General features: G+C 63.4%; 13 protein-coding genes. 4 read left to right on the top strand and 9 right to left on the bottom strand.

The genetic code is table 11. The features are described 5' to 3' along the window. Window positions 1-62 precede the first annotated feature (62 nt). Window positions 63-947, bottom strand: coding sequence for a DNA-binding transcriptional regulator YeiE (yieE, locus tag ACL2XG_RS24600; protein WP_413723274.1), 885 nt, complete (start codon window positions 945-947; stop codon window positions 63-65). 125 nt (window positions 948-1,072) lie between these two features. On the opposite strand from yieE, the gene ACL2XG_RS24595 reads away from it, so the two are divergent. Further along, window positions 1,073-2,146: a YeiH family protein gene (locus ACL2XG_RS24595; RefSeq protein ID WP_413723275.1), complete on the top strand. Its 1,074-nt coding sequence runs from the start codon at window positions 1,073-1,075 to the stop codon at window positions 2,144-2,146. Between the two features lie 74 nt (window positions 2,147-2,220). Then, window positions 2,221-3,078: a deoxyribonuclease IV gene (gene nfo, locus ACL2XG_RS24590; RefSeq protein WP_413723276.1), complete on the top strand. Its 858-nt coding sequence runs from the start codon at window positions 2,221-2,223 to the stop codon at window positions 3,076-3,078. Between the two features lie 74 nt (window positions 3,079-3,152). Here the strand turns inward: nfo and narI are convergent, their stop codons facing one another. From narI to ACL2XG_RS24565, 5 genes are all read right to left on the bottom strand, one after another. Continuing rightward, window positions 3,153-3,830 (bottom strand): respiratory nitrate reductase subunit gamma, encoded by a 678-nt coding sequence (gene narI, locus ACL2XG_RS24585; RefSeq protein ID WP_410014310.1) that lies wholly within the window; start codon window positions 3,828-3,830, stop codon window positions 3,153-3,155. Window positions 3,831-3,832: 2 nt separating this feature from the next. Continuing rightward, entirely contained in the window at window positions 3,833-4,618 is a 786-nt protein-coding gene (gene narJ, locus ACL2XG_RS24580; RefSeq protein WP_413723277.1) for a nitrate reductase molybdenum cofactor assembly chaperone, read from the bottom strand. Beyond that, window positions 4,611-6,152 (bottom strand): nitrate reductase subunit beta, encoded by a 1,542-nt coding sequence (narH, locus tag ACL2XG_RS24575; protein ID WP_413723278.1) that lies wholly within the window; start codon window positions 6,150-6,152, stop codon window positions 4,611-4,613. The genes narJ and narH overlap by 8 nt, the downstream gene beginning before the upstream one ends. Next, a complete protein-coding gene (locus ACL2XG_RS24570) occupies window positions 6,149-9,931 on the bottom strand; it encodes a nitrate reductase subunit alpha (RefSeq protein ID WP_413723279.1) in 3,783 nt (1,260 codons plus the stop codon). Before ACL2XG_RS24570 ends, narH begins: the two co-directional genes overlap by 4 nt. Window positions 9,932-10,016: 85 nt before the next feature. Next, on the bottom strand, window positions 10,017-11,441 hold the full coding sequence (locus ACL2XG_RS24565; RefSeq protein WP_410014306.1) for a NarK family nitrate/nitrite MFS transporter: 1,425 nt from the start codon (window positions 11,439-11,441) through the stop codon (window positions 10,017-10,019). A gap of 326 nt (window positions 11,442-11,767) precedes the next feature. Here ACL2XG_RS24565 and ACL2XG_RS24560 point away from each other — a divergent pair, with 326 nt between their 5' ends. Further along, the gene (locus tag ACL2XG_RS24560; protein WP_413723471.1) at window positions 11,768-13,663 is read left to right on the top strand and encodes an ATP-binding protein; all 1,896 of its coding nucleotides are present in this window, start codon (window positions 11,768-11,770) and stop codon (window positions 13,661-13,663) included. 12 nt (window positions 13,664-13,675) lie between these two features. Continuing rightward, complete coding sequence (gene narL, locus ACL2XG_RS24555; protein WP_413723280.1) at window positions 13,676-14,326, top strand: two-component system response regulator NarL; 651 nt, start codon at window positions 13,676-13,678, stop codon at window positions 14,324-14,326. A gap of 85 nt (window positions 14,327-14,411) precedes the next feature. Here the strand turns inward: narL and fruA are convergent, their stop codons facing one another. From fruA to fruB, 3 genes are read right to left on the bottom strand one after another with little or no spacing between them, the layout of a single operon-like run. After that, window positions 14,412-16,109, bottom strand: coding sequence for a PTS fructose transporter subunit IIBC (fruA, locus tag ACL2XG_RS24550; RefSeq protein WP_413723281.1), 1,698 nt, complete (start codon window positions 16,107-16,109; stop codon window positions 14,412-14,414). Beyond that, entirely contained in the window at window positions 16,106-17,062 is a 957-nt protein-coding gene (gene fruK, locus ACL2XG_RS24545; RefSeq protein ID WP_162368505.1) for a 1-phosphofructokinase, read from the bottom strand. The genes fruA and fruK overlap by 4 nt, the downstream gene beginning before the upstream one ends. Further along, window positions 17,059-18,192 (bottom strand): fused PTS fructose transporter subunit IIA/HPr protein, encoded by a 1,134-nt coding sequence (fruB, locus tag ACL2XG_RS24540; protein ID WP_413723282.1) that lies wholly within the window; start codon window positions 18,190-18,192, stop codon window positions 17,059-17,061. Before fruB ends, fruK begins: the two co-directional genes overlap by 4 nt. Between the last annotated feature and the right edge of the window lie 89 nt (window positions 18,193-18,281).

Here is an 18,281-nt window from a genome sequence, read left to right as displayed (position 1 = left end):
GAAGATTGCCGCTTTTTGCCGCGGCCGCCGGTCCGGGACGGTGGCGCGACATCGCCGGACGCTCAGCGCGGGAGTATGTCGAACTGGCGGCAGTAGTCCTGGAAACGGGCCAGCGCCTGGGAAAGGTGTTTTTGCCGATGATGCACCAGGTAAAGCGTGCGCATCAGCGGCGGCAGCGGCAGATCCAGCGTGACCAGGGTGCCGAGCGCCAGCGCCTCCGCCACCACCCGCCGCGACAGGCAACTGATGCCCAGGCCGTGGCGCACCGCGTGCTTGATGGCTTCCGAATTGCCGAGTTCCATGACCGGCAGAAAGCTTGGCAGCCGGGCCAGCAGCAGGTAATCGACGATTTCCCGGGTGCCCGATCCCTGCTCGCGCAGGATCCAGGGCGCACCGGCCAGTTCGGCCAGCGCCAGCCGGCGTCCCGCCAGCGGATTATCCGGCGCGGCAAACGCCACCAGCTCATCCTGCAGCCAGGGCTGGGTAACCAGATCCGGATTGTGGCTCGGCCCTTCAATCAAGCCCAGGTCGACGCGAAAATCAATGACGGCATTTACCACGTCCTGGCTGTTGCCCACCTGCAGCTCCAGCGAGGTGTCGGGATAATCGCGGCGATAGCCGGCAATCAATTCCGGCAGGATATAGTTGCCGATGGTGCTGCTGGCGAACAGGCGCAGCGCGCCGTTGCCGCCATGGAACAATTGCTCGATTTCCATCACCCGCTCCAGCAGCGCCATCGCCTTGGGATACAGCAGGCGGCCGTGCTCGTTAATCGCCAGCCGTTTGCCCACCCGATCGAACAGCTGCAGGTTCAGCTGGCTTTCCAGCTCGGTCAGCGCCGCGCTGACGGCGGACTGGGACAACGCCAGCGCCAGAGCGGCCTGGATGGTGGAGCCGCTTTTAACCACTTCGGTAAAGACTTCAAGCTGGCGCAGGGTGATATGCATCAGATACGGGTTCCTTGGCGTGACGCTTAACCACTAATAACGATAGGTTATAAACATATAATCAATTTCTCTTTTATGCCAGCGCCCATTACCCTGTTTTTATCCGGGAATAGAGGAGCGAAACGATGTTATCCCTGCGCCATGAAAAGTTATTACCCCCGATCCGCCTGGCCGGGCGCCGCCTGTCCGGGCTGTTGCTGGCGGCGGCCATTACCCTGGCGGCCGTACGCGCCGGCGACCTGCCCGCCGTTGCCGGCCTGGGGCTTGGCGCACTGACGCTGGCGATACTGGCGGGCATGGTGCTGGGCAATATCATCACGCCGGCCTGGCTTCATCAGTGTGACCCCGGCGTGCAGTTCGCCCGGCAGCGGCTGCTGCGCCTGGGCATTATCCTGTATGGTTTTCGCCTGACTTTCCAGCAAATCGGCGCTGTCGGCGCCACCGGGGTGGTGATTGATGTGCTGATGCTGTCCTCGACCTTTTTGCTGGCCTGCCGGCTGGGATGCCGGGGGCTGGGGCTGGACCGGCAGACCGCCATGCTTATCGGCGCCGGCAGCAGCATCTGCGGCGCGGCGGCGGTGCTGGCCACCGCGCCGGTGCTGAAAGCGGATGCGGATAAAACCGCCGTGGCGGTGGCGACGGTGGTGCTGTTCGGCACCGCCGCCCTCTTTCTCTATCCGGCGCTGTTTGCGCTGAATGCGCATTATCACTGGCTGAGCGTCAGCGCCACCGCCTTCGGTATTTATACCGGTTCCACCCTGCACGAGGTGGCGCAGGTGGTGGCGGCGGGCCATGCCGTCGGTCCGGAGGCGGAAAACGCGGCGGTGATCAGCAAAATGATCCGGGTGATGCTGCTGGCCCCGTTCCTGCTGCTGCTGTCGGCCTGGCTGCGGCAGCGCACGCCAGGGGCCTATGGCCCGGCCGGCGCCCCCCTCGCGTTTCCCTGGTTTGCCCTGGGATTTATCGCGGTGGCCGGCGTGAACTCGTTGCCGCTGTTGCCGCCACGGCTTATCGCGGCCATCACCACCCTGGATACCTGGCTGCTGGCCATGGCAATGGCCGCCCTGGGGCTGACCACGCATATCGGGGCGCTTAAACGCGCCGGGCTGCGGCCGCTGCTGCTGGCGCTGGCGTTGTTTCTCTGGCTGATGGCGGGCGGCGCCCTGGTGAACGCCGCCGTACAGCGCCTGCTGGGCTAAAAGGGATGTTTTTTTCCCTTTCGGGCGTTTTAGCGGCATTATCAGTGCGATAATAACGTCAAAAAGGAGAAGACATGAAGTATATAGGTGCCCATGTAAGCGCGGCGGGCGGCGCGGACCAGGCGGTTATCCGCGCCCACGAACTGGACGCGACGGCGTTTGCGTTATTTACCAAAAACCAGCGGCAATGGAAAGCGGCGGAACTGAGCGACGAGGATTGCGAAAAATTCCGCGCCGCCTGCGCGGAATATAATTTTTCTCCCGATCAGATCCTGCCCCACGACAGTTACCTGATTAACCTGGGACACCCGGTGGCGGACGCGCTGGAAAAATCCCGCGACGCCTTTATCGACGAACTGACCCGCTGCCAGCAGTTGGGGCTGACGCGGCTGAATTTCCATCCCGGCAGCCATTTACAGCAAATTGACGAGGAAACCTGCCTGGCGCGCATCGCCGAGTCGATTAACATCGCGCTGGAACGCACCCAGGGCGTGACGGCGGTGATCGAGAACACCGCCGGCCAGGGCAGTAACCTGGGGTTTCGCTTTGAACACCTGGCGGCGATTATCGACGGGGTAGAGGATAAAAGCCGCGTGGGCGTGTGCATCGATACCTGCCACGCCTTTGCCGCCGGCTACGATTTACGTACCGAGGATGCCTGCAGCCATACCTTTAGCCAGTTTGAGCATATCGTCGGCTTTTCCTACCTGCGCGGCATGCATCTGAACGACGCCAAAAGCGCGTTCAACAGCCGGGTGGATCGCCATCACAGCCTGGGGGAAGGCAATATCGGCAAAACCGCGTTCGAGTGGATCATGGCCGATCAGCGCTTTAACGCTATCCCGATGATCCTGGAGACCGTTGAGCCGGCGATCTGGGCGCAGGAAATCGCCTGGCTGAAATCCCTGGACCCGGACCGGCGCGAAGCCTAACGGTCCCGGCCGGCGATCGGCAATGCGCGGCGCCGGACCGCACAAGCCCGGGCGCCGGCACCGGCGAAGTTGCGTTAGCGCCGGTTGCGCACCACCTGGTAGCGCCGCGTCAGGTATTCCACCGGCGCGCTCCAGATATGCACCAGCCGGCAGAAAGGAAACAGCACGAACAGCGTCATGCCGAGGATCATATGCAGCCGGTAGATAACCGCCACGCCCTCAAGGTGCGCCGACGCGCCGGGGTGGAAAGTGACCACCGCCTGCGCCCAGCCCACCAGCTTCATCATCTCCGCGCCGTCCATATGCCTGCCGGATACCGGAATGGTGAGCAGCCCGAGGATCACCTGGACCACCAGCAGGGTCAGGATCAGGATATCCCCGACGCTCGAGGTGGCGCGGATGCGCGGATTAAGCAACCGGCGTTTTAATAGCAGGCCCCCGCCCACCAGGGTCAGGATGCCGCAAACGCCCCCCGCCCCCATCGCCATTTTCTGCTTTAGCGCTACGGACAAAAACGGCTCATAGACCCAGTGCGGCGTCAGCAGGCCGAACAGATGACCGAAAAAAATACCCAGGATGCCGATATGGAACAGATTGGACGCCAGGCGCATCCCTTTTTTATCCAGCATCTGGCTGGAGCCGGCGCGCCAGCTGTACTGGCCATAATCGTAGCGCAGCCAGCTGCCGGCCAGGAAGATGGTGCCGGCTACATAGGGATAGATATCAAAAAAGAACAGATTGAGAAACGACATGGCTAGTCTCCTTTCTTATCGGTGGCGCGCCGGGGCGCGTCAACCGCGGCGCCGCTGTGCGCGCGGCCGCGGGCCGGGCCGGGAGCGGCGCTGAAATCACTGCTCAGGTACTGCGGGATCACCGCGCCGGCAAACCGGCGCTGATGGCGGACTTGTTCGCCGGAGGCGCAGTCCGGCGGGGCGAGGAATTTGACCTGTTCCTCCTCCCAGACCGCGTCCAGCGCCGCCGGGGTATCGTCCCGCGCCTCAAGGGCGACGTTGTTATCCAGGCTGGCGCCGCGCAGCTCGCTGCCGGAGATCGCCAGCAGCATGTCGAACAGCAGGGCATAATGGTTAGACCGCGCCCGCAGCCGGGCGCCGAGCAGCGCCAGGATGGGCGCGATATCCGCCAGACCCTCGCGGCCCGCCACCTGGTCGCGGCTGGAGAGATATTCCAGATAGAGCGGCAGGAAATCAGGCAGTTCGCGGCTGTCCAGCGCCAGGCCGGCCGCCCGGTACTGCGCCAGCAAATCCACCATCGCCTGGCCGCGATCGCGCGATTCGCCGTGCACATGCTCGAAGAGCAGCAGCGAGGTGGCGCGGCCGCGATCGAACAGGCCGCAGTAAGCCTCCTGCGCGTCGAGCAGCGGTTGGGCGCAAAAATCGCCGATAAACCCGATCAGGCGGGCCGCCTGCCGCAGGGTTAATTCCCCGGCGCCGCCCAGCGCCGCGATCAGCTCCTCCCGCGCGGCCCAAAGGGGCTCGTCCGGATAATCCAATAAACGTCCGATAATCTTCAGGCTAATCATGGGGGGTGCCGCCGGTTTTTACGCTGACGTCAATGGCGTCGATGCGCTTGCTGTTAAACAGATTAAAACGGGTATCGCTGCCGTGGCAGCCGTCGCCGAAGCTGAAACCGCAGCCCTTGCTTTCCGGGAACGCGTCGCGGGCCAGCTCGCGGTGGCTGGAGGGGATGACAAAGCGGTCCTCATAGTTGGCGATGGCCAGGTAGCGGTACATTTCCCGCGCCTGGGCCTCGGACAGGCCGACCTGCTCCAGCGCGCTGGTGTCCACCCGGCCCTCTACCGTTTCGGCGCGCTTATAGTGGCGCATCGCCAGCAGGCGACGCAGCGCCAGCAGCACCGGAGCGGTATCGCCGGCGGTGAGCAGGTTGGCCAGGTACTGCACCGGGATGCGCAGGCTTTCCACGTCCGGCAGCACGCCGCTGTGCGGTAAGGCGCCCGCGTCGTCGGCGGACTGGATGGGCGACAGCGGCGGCACGTACCAGACCATCGGCAGCGTGCGGTATTCCGGATGCAGCGGCAGCGCCAGCTTCCAGTCTATGGCCAGCTTATAGACCGGTGATTTCTGCGCCGCCTCGATCACCCCCTGGGGAATACCGTCCGCCAACGCCTGCGCCACCACCGCCTGATCCTGCGGGTCGAGGAAGATATCCAGCTGGCTTTGGTAGAGATCCCGCTCCTGCTCGGCGGCGGCGGCCTGTTCTATCCGATCGGCGTCGTACAGCAGCACGCCCAGGTAGCGGATGCGCCCGACGCAGGTCTCCGAGCAGACGGTCGGCTGGCCGGCCTCGATGCGCGGATAGCAGAAAATGCATTTTTCCGACTTGCCGCTTTTCCAGTTGAAGTAGATTTTTTTATAGGGACAGCCGGTCAGGCACATGCGCCAGCCCCGGCAGCGCTCCTGGTCGATAAGCACGATACCGTCCTCTTCGCGCTTGTAGATGGCCCCGCTCGGGCAGGTGGCCACGCAGGCCGGGTTCAGGCAATGCTCGCACAGGCGCGGCAGGTACATCATAAAGGTGTGTTCAAACTGGCCGTACATGGCCGTTTGCATATGCTCGAAGTTTTTGTCCCTGGCGCGATGCTCGAATTCGCCGCCGAGGATCTCCTCCCAATTGGGGCCGCCGGTGATTTTTTTCATCCGCCGCCCGGTAATCAGCGAACGGGGACGGGCGACGGGCTGGTGCTTGCCCGCCGCCGCGGTGTGCAGATGCTGGTAGTCGTAATCAAAGGGTTCATAATAATCGTCGATTTCCGGCGCGTGGGGATTGGCGAAAATGTTCGCCAATATGCCCACCCTGCCGCCCATGCGCGGCTGCAGCCTGCCGTTGATCTTACGGATCCAGCCGCCCCGCCATTTATCCTGGTCCTCCCAGGCGTGGGGGTAACCTATGCCCGGTTTGCTTTCGACGTTATTGAACCAGGCGTATTCCATGCCTTCGCGGCTGGTCCAGACGTTTTTGCAGGTCACTGAGCAGGTGTGGCAGCCGATACACTTGTCGAGGTTCAGCACCATGCCGACCTGGGAACGGATTTTCATTGTGCTTTCTCCTGCGGGCGGTGGGTGCCGGCGAGCGCATTGCCCTGCGCGTCATCGTTATGTTCGTCGTCCAGCCAGTCGATACGGTCCATTTTGCGCACCACCACGAACTCGTCGCGGTTGGAGCCGACGGTGCCGTAATAATTAAAGCCGTAGGCCAGCTGGGCATAGCCGCCAATCATATGGGTGGGCTTGGGACAGACCCGGGTAACGGAGTTATGGATACCGCCGCGCTGGCCGGTGATTTCCGAGCCGGGAATATTCACGATGCGCTCCTGGGCGTGGTACATCATGGTCATGCCCGCCGGCACGCGCTGGCTGACCACCGCGCGGGCAATCAGCGCCCCGTTGGCGTTGAACGCCTCGATCCAGTCGTTATCGATGATGCCCAGCTCGCGGGCGTCGTCTTCGCTCAGCCAGACAATCGGCCCGCCGCGCGACAGGGTCAGCATCAGCAGGTTGTCGCTGAAGGTGGAGTGAATGCCCCATTTCTGGTGCGGCGTGAGGAAGTTCAGCGCTTTTTCCGGGTTGCCGTTGGGCTTGGCGTTAAGCAGCGGCGCCGCGGCGCGGGTATCAATGGGCGGGCGGTACACCAGCAGGCTTTCGCCAAAGGCGCGCATCCATTCATGATCCTGGTACAGCTGCTGGCGGCCGGAGAGCGTGCGCCAGGGGATAAGCTCATGCACATTGGTATAACCGGCGCTGTAGGAGACATGCTCATCCTCCAGCCCGGACCAGGTGGGGCTGCTGATAATCTTGCGCGGCTGGGCCTGCACGTCGCGAAAACGGATTTTCTCGTCTTCCTTGTTCAGCGCCAGATGACGGTGATCGCGCCCGGTCATGACGCCCAGCGCCGCCCAGGCTTTTACCGCCACCTGGCCGTTGGTCTCCGGCGCCAGCGATAAAATCACCTCGGCGGCGTCGATGGCGGTATTGATATTGGGACGGCCGGCGGCGGCCCCCGTGGTTTTGGTCAGGTTGAGTTTTTTCAGGAAATCAATTTCCACCTGGGTGTTCCAGCCGATGCCTTTACCGCCGTTGCCAAGCTTGTCCAGCAACGGTCCAAGGGAGGTAAAACGCTCATAGGTATTCGGGTAATCCCGTTCCACCACCATGATATGCGGCGCGGTTTTACCGGGGATCAGCTCGCATTCCCCTTTTTTCCAGTCCTCCACGCCCAGCGGCTGGGCCAGTTCGGCGGCGGAATCGTGCTGGATAGGCAGGGTCACCACGTCGGTCTCCAGGCCCAGGTGCCCCTGGCAGACGCGCGAAAACGCCGCGGCGATGCCTTTATAGATCTCCCAGTCGCTTTTCGAATCCCAGGCCGGGTCCACCGCCGCCGACAGCGGATGGATAAAGGGATGCATATCGGACGTATTCAGATCGTCTTTTTCATACCAGGTGGCGGTGGGCAGCACGATATCGGAATACAGGCAGGTGCTGGACATGCGGAAATCCAGGGTCACCACCAGATCCAGTTTGCCTTCGCCGCCCTGCTCCCGCCATTCCACTTCTTCCGGCATAACGCCGCCCTGGCGCCCCAGATCCTCGCCCTGGATGCCGTTTTCGGTGCCCAGCAGGTATTTGAGCATATATTCATGGCCCTTGCCCGACGAGCCGAGCAGGTTGGAGCGCCAGACGAACAGGTTGCGCGGGAAATTCTGCGGCGCGTCGGGCTGCTCGGCGGCAAAACGCAGCGCCCCGCTTTTCAGGCCGGCCACGGTATAGTCCACCGGCGACAGGCCGGCATCCCGCGCTTTGGCGGCGATATGCAGCGGATTGACGTTCAGCTGCGGCGCGGAAGGCAGCCAGCCCATGCGCTCGGCGCGCACGTTAAAGTCGATCAGGCTGCCGGTAAAGCGCGCGGGGTCCGCCAGCGGCGACAGCAGTTCCTGCGGCGCCAGGGTTTCATAGCGCCATTGGCTGGAGTGATTATAGAAAAACGAGGTGCTGTTCATATGGCGCGGCGGACGCTGCCAGTCCAGGCCGAACGCCAGCGGCAGCCAGCCGGTCTGCGGCCGCAGCTTTTCCTGGCCGACGTAGTGCGCCCAGCCGCCGCCGCTCTGGCCCACGCAGCCGCAAAACACCAGCATATTGATCAGGCCCCGGTAGCTCATGTCCATGTGATACCAGTGATTCAGCCCGGCGCCGACGATAATCATCGAGCGGCCGTGGGTTTTATCGGCGTTATCGGCGAACTCGCGCGCGATGCGGGCGATATTGTGCCGCGACACGCCGGTGATCTTCTCCGCCCAGGCCGGGGTATAGGCTTTGATATCGTCGTAATCGCGCGCGCAGTTGTCGTCGTCCAGTCCGCGATCGAGGCCGTAGTTGGCCAGCATTAAATCGTAGATGCTGGTCACCAGCGCCTCGCCGCCGCCGGCAAGCGTAAGGCGCTTGACCGGCAGTTTATGCAACAGGATATCGTTGAGCGGCACCGGGCTGAAATGCTCGCTGGGCGTGCCGCCAAAGTACGGGAACCCCACCTCCACCACCTGGTCGTGGCGGCCCAGCAGGCTGAGCTGTAATTTCACCTCCTGCCCGCTGCCGCCGTCGCGCTGCTCCAGGTTCCATTTGCCCTGCTCGCCCCAGCGAAAGCCGATCGCCCCCTGCGGCGCCGTCAGCCCGCCGGTGTTTTCATCAATGGCCACGGTCTTCCACTGCGGGTTATTGTCCTGCCCCAGGCCGTCCACCAAATCGGCGGCGCGCAGCAGGCGGCCGGCGGCGTAAAATCCCTGGGGCCGGGGTTCGAGCAGCACCAGCATCGGCAGGTCGCTGTAGCGCCTGACATAATCGAGGAAATAGCTGCTTTGCCGCTGCAGGTAAAACTCGCGCAAAATCACATGGCCCATCGCCAGCGCCATGGCGCTGTCGGTGCCCTGTTTCGGGCTGAGCCATTGGTCGCACAGCTTGGCGATTTCGGCGTAATCGGGCGTCACCGCCACGGTCTTGGTGCCTTTATAGCGGGCCTCAGTAAAAAAGTGGGCGTCCGGGGTGCGTGTTTGCGGCACGTTGGAGCCCCAGGCGATGATATACGATGAGTTATACCAGTCGGCGGATTCCGGCACGTCGGTTTGCTCGCCCCAGGTCATCGGCGAGGCCGGCGGCAGATCGCAATACCAGTCGTAGAAACTCAGGCAGACGCCGCCTATCAGGGAAAGATAGCGCGCGCCGGCGGCATAGGAAATCATCGACATGGCCGGGATCGGCGAAAAACCGATAATGCGATCCGGGCCATAGGTCTTGGCGGTATAGACATTGGCGGCGGCGATCAGCTCATTCACCTCGGCCCAGCTGGAGCGGATAAAGCCGCCGCGTCCGCGCGCCTGCTTATAGGCCCGGGTGGCCGCCGCGTCGCTCATGATGGCGGCCCAGGCGTCCACGGGATCGGCGTGCCGCGCGCGGGCTTCGCGCCAAAGGGTGAGCAGCAGCTTGCGCATCAGCGGATACTTCAGCCGGTTGGCGCTGTAGAGGTACCAGGAATAGCTTGCTCCCCGGGGACAGCCGCGCGGCTCATGGTTCGGCAGATCCGGGCGGGTGCGCGGATAATCGGTCTGCTGGGTTTCCCAGGTGACCAGCCCGCTTTTGACATAAATTTTCCAGCTGCATGAACCGGTGCAGTTTACCCCATGGGTGGAGCGCACGATCTTGTCATGCTGCCAGCGGCTGCGGTAGCCTTCCTCCCAGTCGCGATTGGTGTTCATCGCCTGGCCGTGCCCGTCGGCAAAGGTCTGGTCCAGCTGTTTGAAATAACGGAACCGGTCGAGAAAATGGCTCATCGGATGTTCTCCTGCAAGACAGGTCCCGTGGACCTGCGGTCAAAATACGAGCCCGGACGCCGCGCAATCGCCGGCGCCCAGGTCCTCAACGTGGTTTTTTGGTCGCCATGCCGCGATGGAGGTTGCGGCCGTAAACCAGCCACGTGACCAGCACGCACACCACATAAAACGCCAGGAATACTTTCATCGCGCCGGCCGGCGAACCGGTCAGGGCCAGCGAGGTGCCGAAAGCCTGGGGAATAAAAAATCCCCCCGCCGCGCCGATGGCGGAGATAAAGCCCAGCGAGGCGGCGGATTCCGTGGCCGCTTCGCGCTGCGCCTCGTCGTCGCTGCCGCCCCGCGCCTTGACCCGGTCCAGGGTAAGCTTGCGCAGGATCACCGCGATCATCTGGAAGGTGGAGCCGCTGCCGAGCCCCGCCGTCAGAAACAGCAGCATAAATACGGTGAAAAAAGCGGCGAACGAGCCGTCCTGTCCATTGGACGGCAGGGTCAGGAACAGCAGAGCGGCAAACAGGGCCATCAGCACAAAGTTGACCAGAGTCACGCGGATGCCGCCCAGCCGATCGGACAGCGCTCCGCCGGCCGAACGCGCCAGCGCGCCGATCAGCGGACCAAAAAAGGCGTAATGCAGGATCTGCACCGCGGGAAATTGAGTCTTCGACAGCATGGCGAAACCGGCGGAAAAGCCGATAAACGAACCGAAGGTCGCCAGGTAGAGAAAGCTCAGGACCCACATATGGCCGCGCTTGAGCACCACCATTTGCTTACTCAGGGACGCCTTGGCGGTAGCCAGATCATTCATGCCAAACCAGGCCGCCACGGCGGCAATCAGCAGCAGCGGCACCCACATCCAGGCGGCGTTTTCCAGAAATAGCCGGCTGCCGTCCGCCAGCACCCGCCCGGTGCCGCCAAAGACGGCGAACAGCGACGTGGAGATGACCAGCGGCGCGACCAGTTGCATCACGCTGACGCCCAGGTTGCCCATGCCGCCGTTCAACCCCAGCGCCCCGCCCTGGCGGGCCTTGGGGAAAAAGAAGCTGATATTGGCCATGCTGGAGGCGAAGTTGGCGCCGGCAAAGCCGCACAGCAGGGCGATGGCGATAAATACGCCGTAGGGCGTCAGCGGGTCCTGTACCGCCACGCCCAGCCACAGGCAGGGGATCACCAGGAACAACGTGCTGATGGCCGTCCAGCGCCGCCCGCCCGCCAAAGGCACCATAAAGGAGTAGGGCACCCGCAGAATGGCGCCCGACACCGCCGGCAGCGCGGTAAGCAGAAACAGCCGATCGGTGGAAAAATTAAATCCCACTTTATTCAGGTTGACCGCCACGGCGCTGAACAGCATCCAGACGCAAAACGACAGCAGCAGGCAATAAATGGAGATCCAGAGATTGCGGCGGGCCACCGGCTGGCCGCGGGTGCGCCAGAACTCGGGCTGTTCCGGCTGCCAATCCTCGATTACGGCGCCCCGGCGGCGTGGTGCGGCGTCTGAACGGGAAAGTAGAGTCATAAAGTCCTCGGGCATGTAGGGGGATTCGTTGTGATATCCGCCACCCTAGGCAAGGCGGGGACGGGCGAACTTGATGCAAATCAAGGGATAACCCGTTAGCCGGCGCGGCGTCCGGCCGGTCCTATCATTTGTAAGTAGTGCTTTTTTTCCGGCAAGGCCCTATGATTCATCAGGTTATGGCCCGGCCACGAAGAGAGGGGTAACCCCCGCCCCGCTCACGGCTATTTGTGGGTACTCCTAAAGGGGTATAGGGTTAACGCCGGGGATCAGGAACAATGGCCCCATCCGCCGCTCGCCTGCGCTTGACCTGGGAACGCTGCCTTATGATCAAAGCTCTTTTCGCGCCGTTATCCATCGTCCAGCAGGTGGCGCTGCTGATGCTGCTGTCGGGCATATTGGGCATCGGCGGCATGAGCCTGTCGTTATGGATGGCGCAAAGCATGCAAGGCAACGCCCATGCCATCAATAAGGCCGGCTCGCTGCGCATGCAAAGCTACCGGCTGTTGTCGCGCGTGCCGCTGGATCAAAGCAGCGACCCCTTGCTCGCCGAACTGGAACGGGACCAGTTAAGCGACGATCTGCGCCAGCCGGTGAAGCGCGAAGGCCTGACCCCGCAGTACCTGGATTTGCGCGACCATTGGCACGGCACGCTTAAGCCGCTGCTGCTGCGGGCGCAGCGCCCCGCGGACGCCGCCCGGGGCGTTGCGGAGTTCGTGCGCCGGCTGGATGCGCTGGTGTCGGATCTCGATCGCAATACCGAGCGCCGGCTGGCGCTGGTGGCCCTGGTGCAGAAAATCATCATCGCCCTGACCCTGCTGGTGCTGACCGGCACCATCCTTTACCTGCGCCGCCGGCTGCTGCGTCCCTGGCGGCACCTGCTCAACCAGGCCAGAGCGGTAAGCCGCGGCGATTTTAGCCAGCGCTATCCGCTACCGCCCGGCGCTGAACCGGGCGGATATCATGAAATGGATCAGCTGGGCTTTACCCTGAACAGTATGTCGCAGTCGCTGTCGCAGATGTATACCGAGCTGGAGCAGCGGATCGCGGACAGCACCGCCGATTTGCGGCAAAAAAACCGCGTGCTGGATTTTCTCTATCGCGCCAGCCGGCAATTGCATACCGGCGCGCCTTTGCCCGGCCGCCTGCGACCGGTGCTGGAGGAATTGCAGACCCTGATCCCCTTGCGGGAAATCCAGATCCGGCTCTATGAAAACGATCGCGATCCCGGACTGGATGGCGTCCAGGCAGACGGCGAGGCGGCGGCGAACGATGCCGCACAACCGGTAAACGACGGGGCGGCACCGCCGGATGCCGGGGCGACAGCGATACAGGGCGGGATGGCCGACACCGCGGGCGGACCCGCGCCTGTCGATACGGCGCGGATTGCCGCCCGTCCGCCGGCGCCCGACTTAAGTGAAGCCGGGACGGAGCAGCTCAGCTGGCGCCTGCACGATAAATTAGGTCAATACGGCGTGATGCTGGCTGCGTATCCGCCGCGCCACAGGCTGGATGATACGCAGCGCCGGCTGGTGGCCACGCTTGTCGAACAGCTGACCAGCACCCTGGCGCTGGAACGCCAGGCCGAGCATCAGCAGCAGCTGATGCTGATGGCCGAGCGCACGGCCATTGCCGGCGAACTGCACGACAGCATCGCCCAGTCGCTCTCCTGCCTGAAGCTGCAAATAGGCGTCCTGCAAATGCAAAATACGCACGCCGCGCCTGAAAATCAGCTGCTGATGCAGCAAATGCGCGACGAGCTTAATACCGCCTACCGCCAGCTGCGCGAGCTGCTGACCACCTTTCGCCTGCGCCAGACGGAGCCGGGCCTGCGCGCGGCGCTGCAAACCACGGTGGAGGAATTTTCGGCGCGGCTGGGGTTCGCCGTCGAGTTCATCTATCGGCTGCCGGCGCAAGCCGTCTCGTCCCATCAGGCCATCCACCTGACGCAGATCGCGCGCGAAGCGTTAACCAATATCGTCAAACACGCCGGCGCCAGCCGGGTGACGCTTACCGCCGACCTGGAGGCGGATGCGCTGGTGCTCAGCATCCGTGACAACGGCCGCGGCCTGCCGGAGGAACATCAGCGCCAGCATCATTACGGCGTGGTTATCATGCAGGATCGCGCCAGGAACCTGCACGGCGACTGCCGGGTGGCGAATCTCCCCGGCGGCGGCGCCGAAGTACGGGTAACCGTGCCGCGGCAACCGGCATCATCCTATTAACAGGAACAGACCATGAGCGAATCCGACGTCGCCACGATTTTATTGATTGACGATCACCCGATGCTGCGCAGCGGCGTGCGGGCGCTTATCGGCATGGACCCCGGCCTGAAAGTGGTTGCCGAAGCCGCCAACGGCGAGCAGGGGGTGCTGTTGGCCGAAACGCTGGATCCGGATTTGATCCTGCTCGATTTAAAGATGCCGGGCATGAGCGGGCTGGATACGCTGGACTGCCTGCGCCGGCTGCCCCTTTCCGGGCGCATCGTCGTATTCAGCGTCTCGAACCATCAGGACGATGTGATTACCGCCCTGAAACGCGGCGCCGATGGTTACCTGCTGAAAGATATGGAGCCGGAAGATCTGCTGGCGGCCATCCGCCAGGCCGCGGCGGGCAGGATGGTATTAAGCGAGGCGCTGATGCCGGTGCTGGCGGCCGGCCTGCGCGATGACCGTCCCGGCGGCGCGCGGGATAGCGGGCAGTTGACGCCGCGCGAGCGCGATATCCTGAAGCTTATCGCCCACGGCCTGCCGAATAAAACCATCGCCCGCAGGCTCGATATCAGTGAAAGTACCGTGAAGGTACATGTGAAACATCTGCTGAAAAAAATGGGGTTGAAGTCACGGGTGGAGGCGGCGGTATGGGCGCTGCAAAGCAAGGTGTTCTGACGTGGCATTATAAAAAACGCCCCGCGCGGGGCGTAAAAGAAGCATCGGCGCCCCGGAGCATTGAGCCCCGGGATGCCGGGCCGGCTTAGGCCAGCGCTTTCGCCAGTTCGGCGTCCGGACGTTTCAGTACCGAGTACATCACGCCCAGCAACAGGGTGCCCGCCGCGATGGCGACCAGGTAACTGAGCACCGGCGTAATGGCGCCCGGGATCAGCAGCACAAACATACCGCCGTGCGGCGCCATCAGCTTGGCGCCGAAGAACATCGACAGCGCGCCGGTGACGGCGCCGGAGATCATGGCAAGCGGGATCACCCGGAACGGATCGCGCGCGGCGAAGGGTATCGCGCCTTCGGAGATAAAGCACAGCCCGAGCACAAACGCGGCCTTGCCGGCCTCCCGTTCCGGTTTATCGAACTTATTGCGCGCCAGCAGGGTGGCGACCGCGATGCCCAGCGGCGGCACCATGCCGGCGGCCATAATCGCCGCCATCGGCGCATAGGTTTGCGTACTGAGCAAGGCGACGCCAAAGGCATAGGCGGCTTTGTTGATCGGCCCGCCCATATCGCTGCACATCATGGCGCCGAGGATGGCGCCCAGCAGTACGGCGTTGGCGGTGCCCATCGACTGCAGCCAGTTGGTCAGGCCGGTCAGGATCCTGGCCACCGGCGTGCCCACCACATAGATCATCACCAGACCGGTCACCAGGCTGGCGATTAACGGTATGATCAGTATCGGTTTCAGCGCCGCCATGCTTTGTGGCAAAGGCAATTTGGTGCTGATAAGCCTGGCCACGTAGCCGGCCAGAAAACCGGCGATAATACCGCCGATAAATCCGGCGCCGGTGCTGACCGCCAGCATACCGCCCACCAGGCCCGGCGTCAGGCCCGGACGGTCGGCGATGGAGAAGGCGATAAAGCCCGCCAGCACCGGTACCATCAGGGCGAACGCCGATTTGCCGCCGATGGTCATCAGCGCCGAAGCCAGGGTTCCCGGCTGTTCAAAGGCATGGATGCCGAAAACAAAGGATAACGCGATGCACAGGCCGCCGGCCACCACCATCGGCAGCATATAGGAAACACCGGTCAGCAGATGGCGATACGGACCGGGAGAGGCTTTTTTGGTCTCGCCGGATTCAGTATTGCCGCCCTGCGCGGACGGCTGGTACACCTTGGCCTCCACCACCGCCTTATCCAGTTCCTGGGCGGTTTTTTTCAGCGCCAGGCCGGTACTGGTGCGATACATCGGTTTGCCGGCGAACTTGCTCAGATCCACCTCTATATCGGCGGCCACGATCACCAGGTCCGCCTGCTGCACTTCCTCGGCGGTGATGGCATTACCCGCCCCCACCGAGCCGCGGGTCTCCACCTTCACCCACCAACCGCGTTTTTTGGCTTCGCCATCGATGGCTTCCGCCGCCATATAGGTGTGCGCCACGCCGGTCGGGCAGGCGGTGATGGCCACCAGCCGTTTGGGTCCGGTGGCGGCAAGCGCCGCCGCGGGCGTGGTTTCCGCCGGCGCCTGGTACAGGCTGGCCTCGGTCTTGGCGCGGGCGAGGAAAGCTTCCGGCTGGCTGGCCGCCTGGGACGGTTCGCCGGTAAACACCCGCTTGCCGTTCAGGGCGGCATCGGGGGTAAGGCCGCCCACCGCCACCACCAGTTCGGCGTCGGCGGCGGAGTCAACCAGGGTCAAACCCGCTTTCGGCGCGGCATCGACCAATATTTTTTTCACCAGGTGGCATCGTGCCTGCCCCAGCGAGCTGTCTATTTTCAGCAGCGTTTTCATTGTGCCTCCAACTGGTCATTAAACGGTTTTAAATCCACTCGGGCCATCATGGCGGCCAGCTGCGGCCGATCGGTGATGCCGACATTGCTTTGACTGACCGCCAAAGCCGCCACGGCGGTCGCCAGGCGTAACGTATGTTCACTGGACTCGCGCATCAGCAGGCCATAGATCAGGCCGCCCACCATGGAATCGCCGGCGCCGACGGTGCTGACCACTTCACAGGCCGGCGGCTTGGCCAGCCAGGCGCCCGAGGCGTTGACCCACAGCGCGCCTTCGGCGCCCAGTGAAATCACCACATGGGCGATGCCCTGCTCGCGCAGCGCATGGGCGGCCACCACCACGTCGGCCAGGGTGGGCAGCTTGCGGCCGGCCCAGATTTCCAACTCGCGCCGGTTGGGCTTGACCAGCCAGGGCGCGGCTTTCAGCCCGGCCACCAGCGCTTCGCGGCTGCTGTCGAAAATAATGCAGGGGCAGTGGCTGCGCAGCTTGATCATCCATTCGGTAAAGGCTTCCGGCGGCACGCCCGCCGGCAGGCTGCCGCTGACCGCCACCATATCGAACTGGCCCAGCCAGGTCAGCGAATCGTTGACAAAGCGTTCCCAGTCCTGCGGCGTGACGTTAAATCCGGAAAAATTGAAATCGGTCACGTCTCCCTGCTTCTCGGTCAGCTTGACGTTGATGCGGGTACGCCCCTGCACGACCTGGAAACGGTTGGCAATGCCCAGATCGCTGAACAGCAGTTGGAAACCGTCCTGGTTTTCCTTGCCGAGAAAGCCGCCGACGGTGACGTCGATGCCAAGATCCTTCAACACCTTGGCGACGTTTATCCCTTTTCCCGCCGCGTGCAGTCCGGTCGTTTGCACCAGGTTAACCTCCCCGCGTTCAATTTCGGGGCAATAGCCGACCAGGTCGTAAGCCGGGTTCAGCGTAATGGTGGCGACGCGTCTGCTCATGCCGCGCCCTCCCCGAGTCCCGCGGCAATCGCCGCGCCGATGGCTTGCAGCGCCTGTTCGGCGTCGGCGCCTTCAGCGGTGAAACGCAGGCGATGGCCGCTCTTCACGCCCAGGGCCACCACTTTCATCAGGCTGCGTCCATTGGCCGGTTTGCCGGACCCGTCCAGGTTGGTGACGGTAATGACGCTGTCGAACTGTTTGATCACGTTCACCAGGGCGGTGCCGGGGCGGGCGTGCAGGCCATGCTCGTTACGCACCACGAATTCCGCGCTTAATACCCCATCCGTCGCCGCGGCTTCGCCGCTGAGCAGGGCCAGCAGGGCGGGAGCGTCGGCGGTCAGCAGGCGGCTCGCCTCGCCGGCCAGCAGCAGGTCGCCGATGACGTTCAGCACGTCAAGCGGCCGATCGTCTGCCATGGCGACGGTAATCAGCAGCGCCACGCTTTCACCGTCCTCGACAAACGCCGTCGCCGGGCGACTGATCGCCACGGCGCTGGCCAGGTTGCCGCGCGTGCTGTCGTTCAGCCAGACGCCCTGCCCCAGGTTCAGCGGGCGGCCGCTGATGATATCGCTGACGAACGCGACGTCCACCGCGGCCGCCAGTTGCAGGCGGCCGGCATTGAGCGCCTTAAGGGTGACCATGTCGCCGGCGGGGACGTCCAGGGCCATCAGGGAGATATCGAACAGGAACGGCGCCGGCTGCTTTTCACCCGTCAGCGCGGCGCGCAGTTCTTCGGCCGACGTGGTGCTCGCCAGGCGCGCCGCCACGGCATCGTCGCTTAAGACATGGGTCAGCTGGCGCAGCAGCGCGAGATGCTCGTCGGAGCGCGCGGCGATGCCGATCACCACATAAGCCGTCTGGCCCTCGCCCCAGTCAATCCCCTGCGGAAACTGAAATACTTGCACGCCGGTGTTCAGCACCAGGTCGCGGGTATCCGTGGTACCGTGCGGGATGGCGATGCCATTGCCTAAAAAAGTGGACGTCTGCTGCTCGCGCTTCATCATGCCGTCCACATACCCGGCGTCGACATAACCTGCCTGCGTCATGGCCGCGGCGATCTGGGCGATGGCCTCCGTCTTGCTCTGCGCCTGGGCGCCGAGATGAATATCTTTTAATGACAAATCAAACATATCTCTCCTCGCTTGCTGATATTGCTAATATTGAATCGATTCAGCTTCGATACACACCAACAGCGGGATGGTCCGGGGCATCGCCTGTC

Source organism: Sodalis sp. RH24 (assembly GCF_047324145.1).
In the GTDB taxonomy this organism is placed as follows: Bacteria; Pseudomonadota; Gammaproteobacteria; order Enterobacterales; family Enterobacteriaceae; genus Acerihabitans.
Note: the sequence above shows the minus strand (reverse complement) of the source record. Positions and strands in the feature narration are given on the sequence as shown.

What these genes read in the sequence shown, in the direction of transcription:
- yieE (WP_413723274.1), bottom strand. Translation starts at nt 947, where the DNA reads ATGCATATCACCCTGCGCCAGCTTGAAGTCTTTACCGAAGTGGTTAAA.
- ACL2XG_RS24595 (WP_413723275.1), top strand. Translation starts at nt 1,073, where the DNA reads ATGTTATCCCTGCGCCATGAAAAGTTATTACCCCCGATCCGCCTGGCC.
- nfo (WP_413723276.1), top strand. Translation starts at nt 2,221, where the DNA reads ATGAAGTATATAGGTGCCCATGTAAGCGCGGCGGGCGGCGCGGACCAG.
- narI (WP_410014310.1), bottom strand. Translation starts at nt 3,830, where the DNA reads ATGTCGTTTCTCAATCTGTTCTTTTTTGATATCTATCCCTATGTAGCC.
- narJ (WP_413723277.1), bottom strand. Translation starts at nt 4,618, where the DNA reads ATGATTAGCCTGAAGATTATCGGACGTTTATTGGATTATCCGGACGAG.
- narH (WP_413723278.1), bottom strand. Translation starts at nt 6,152, where the DNA reads ATGAAAATCCGTTCCCAGGTCGGCATGGTGCTGAACCTCGACAAGTGT.
- ACL2XG_RS24570 (WP_413723279.1), bottom strand. Translation starts at nt 9,931, where the DNA reads ATGAGCCATTTTCTCGACCGGTTCCGTTATTTCAAACAGCTGGACCAG.
- ACL2XG_RS24565 (WP_410014306.1), bottom strand. Translation starts at nt 11,441, where the DNA reads ATGACTCTACTTTCCCGTTCAGACGCCGCACCACGCCGCCGGGGCGCC.
- narL (WP_413723280.1), top strand. Translation starts at nt 13,676, where the DNA reads ATGAGCGAATCCGACGTCGCCACGATTTTATTGATTGACGATCACCCG.
- fruA (WP_413723281.1), bottom strand. Translation starts at nt 16,109, where the DNA reads ATGAAAACGCTGCTGAAAATAGACAGCTCGCTGGGGCAGGCACGATGC.
- fruK (WP_162368505.1), bottom strand. Translation starts at nt 17,062, where the DNA reads ATGAGCAGACGCGTCGCCACCATTACGCTGAACCCGGCTTACGACCTG.
- fruB (WP_413723282.1), bottom strand. Translation starts at nt 18,192, where the DNA reads ATGTTTGATTTGTCATTAAAAGATATTCATCTCGGCGCCCAGGCGCAG.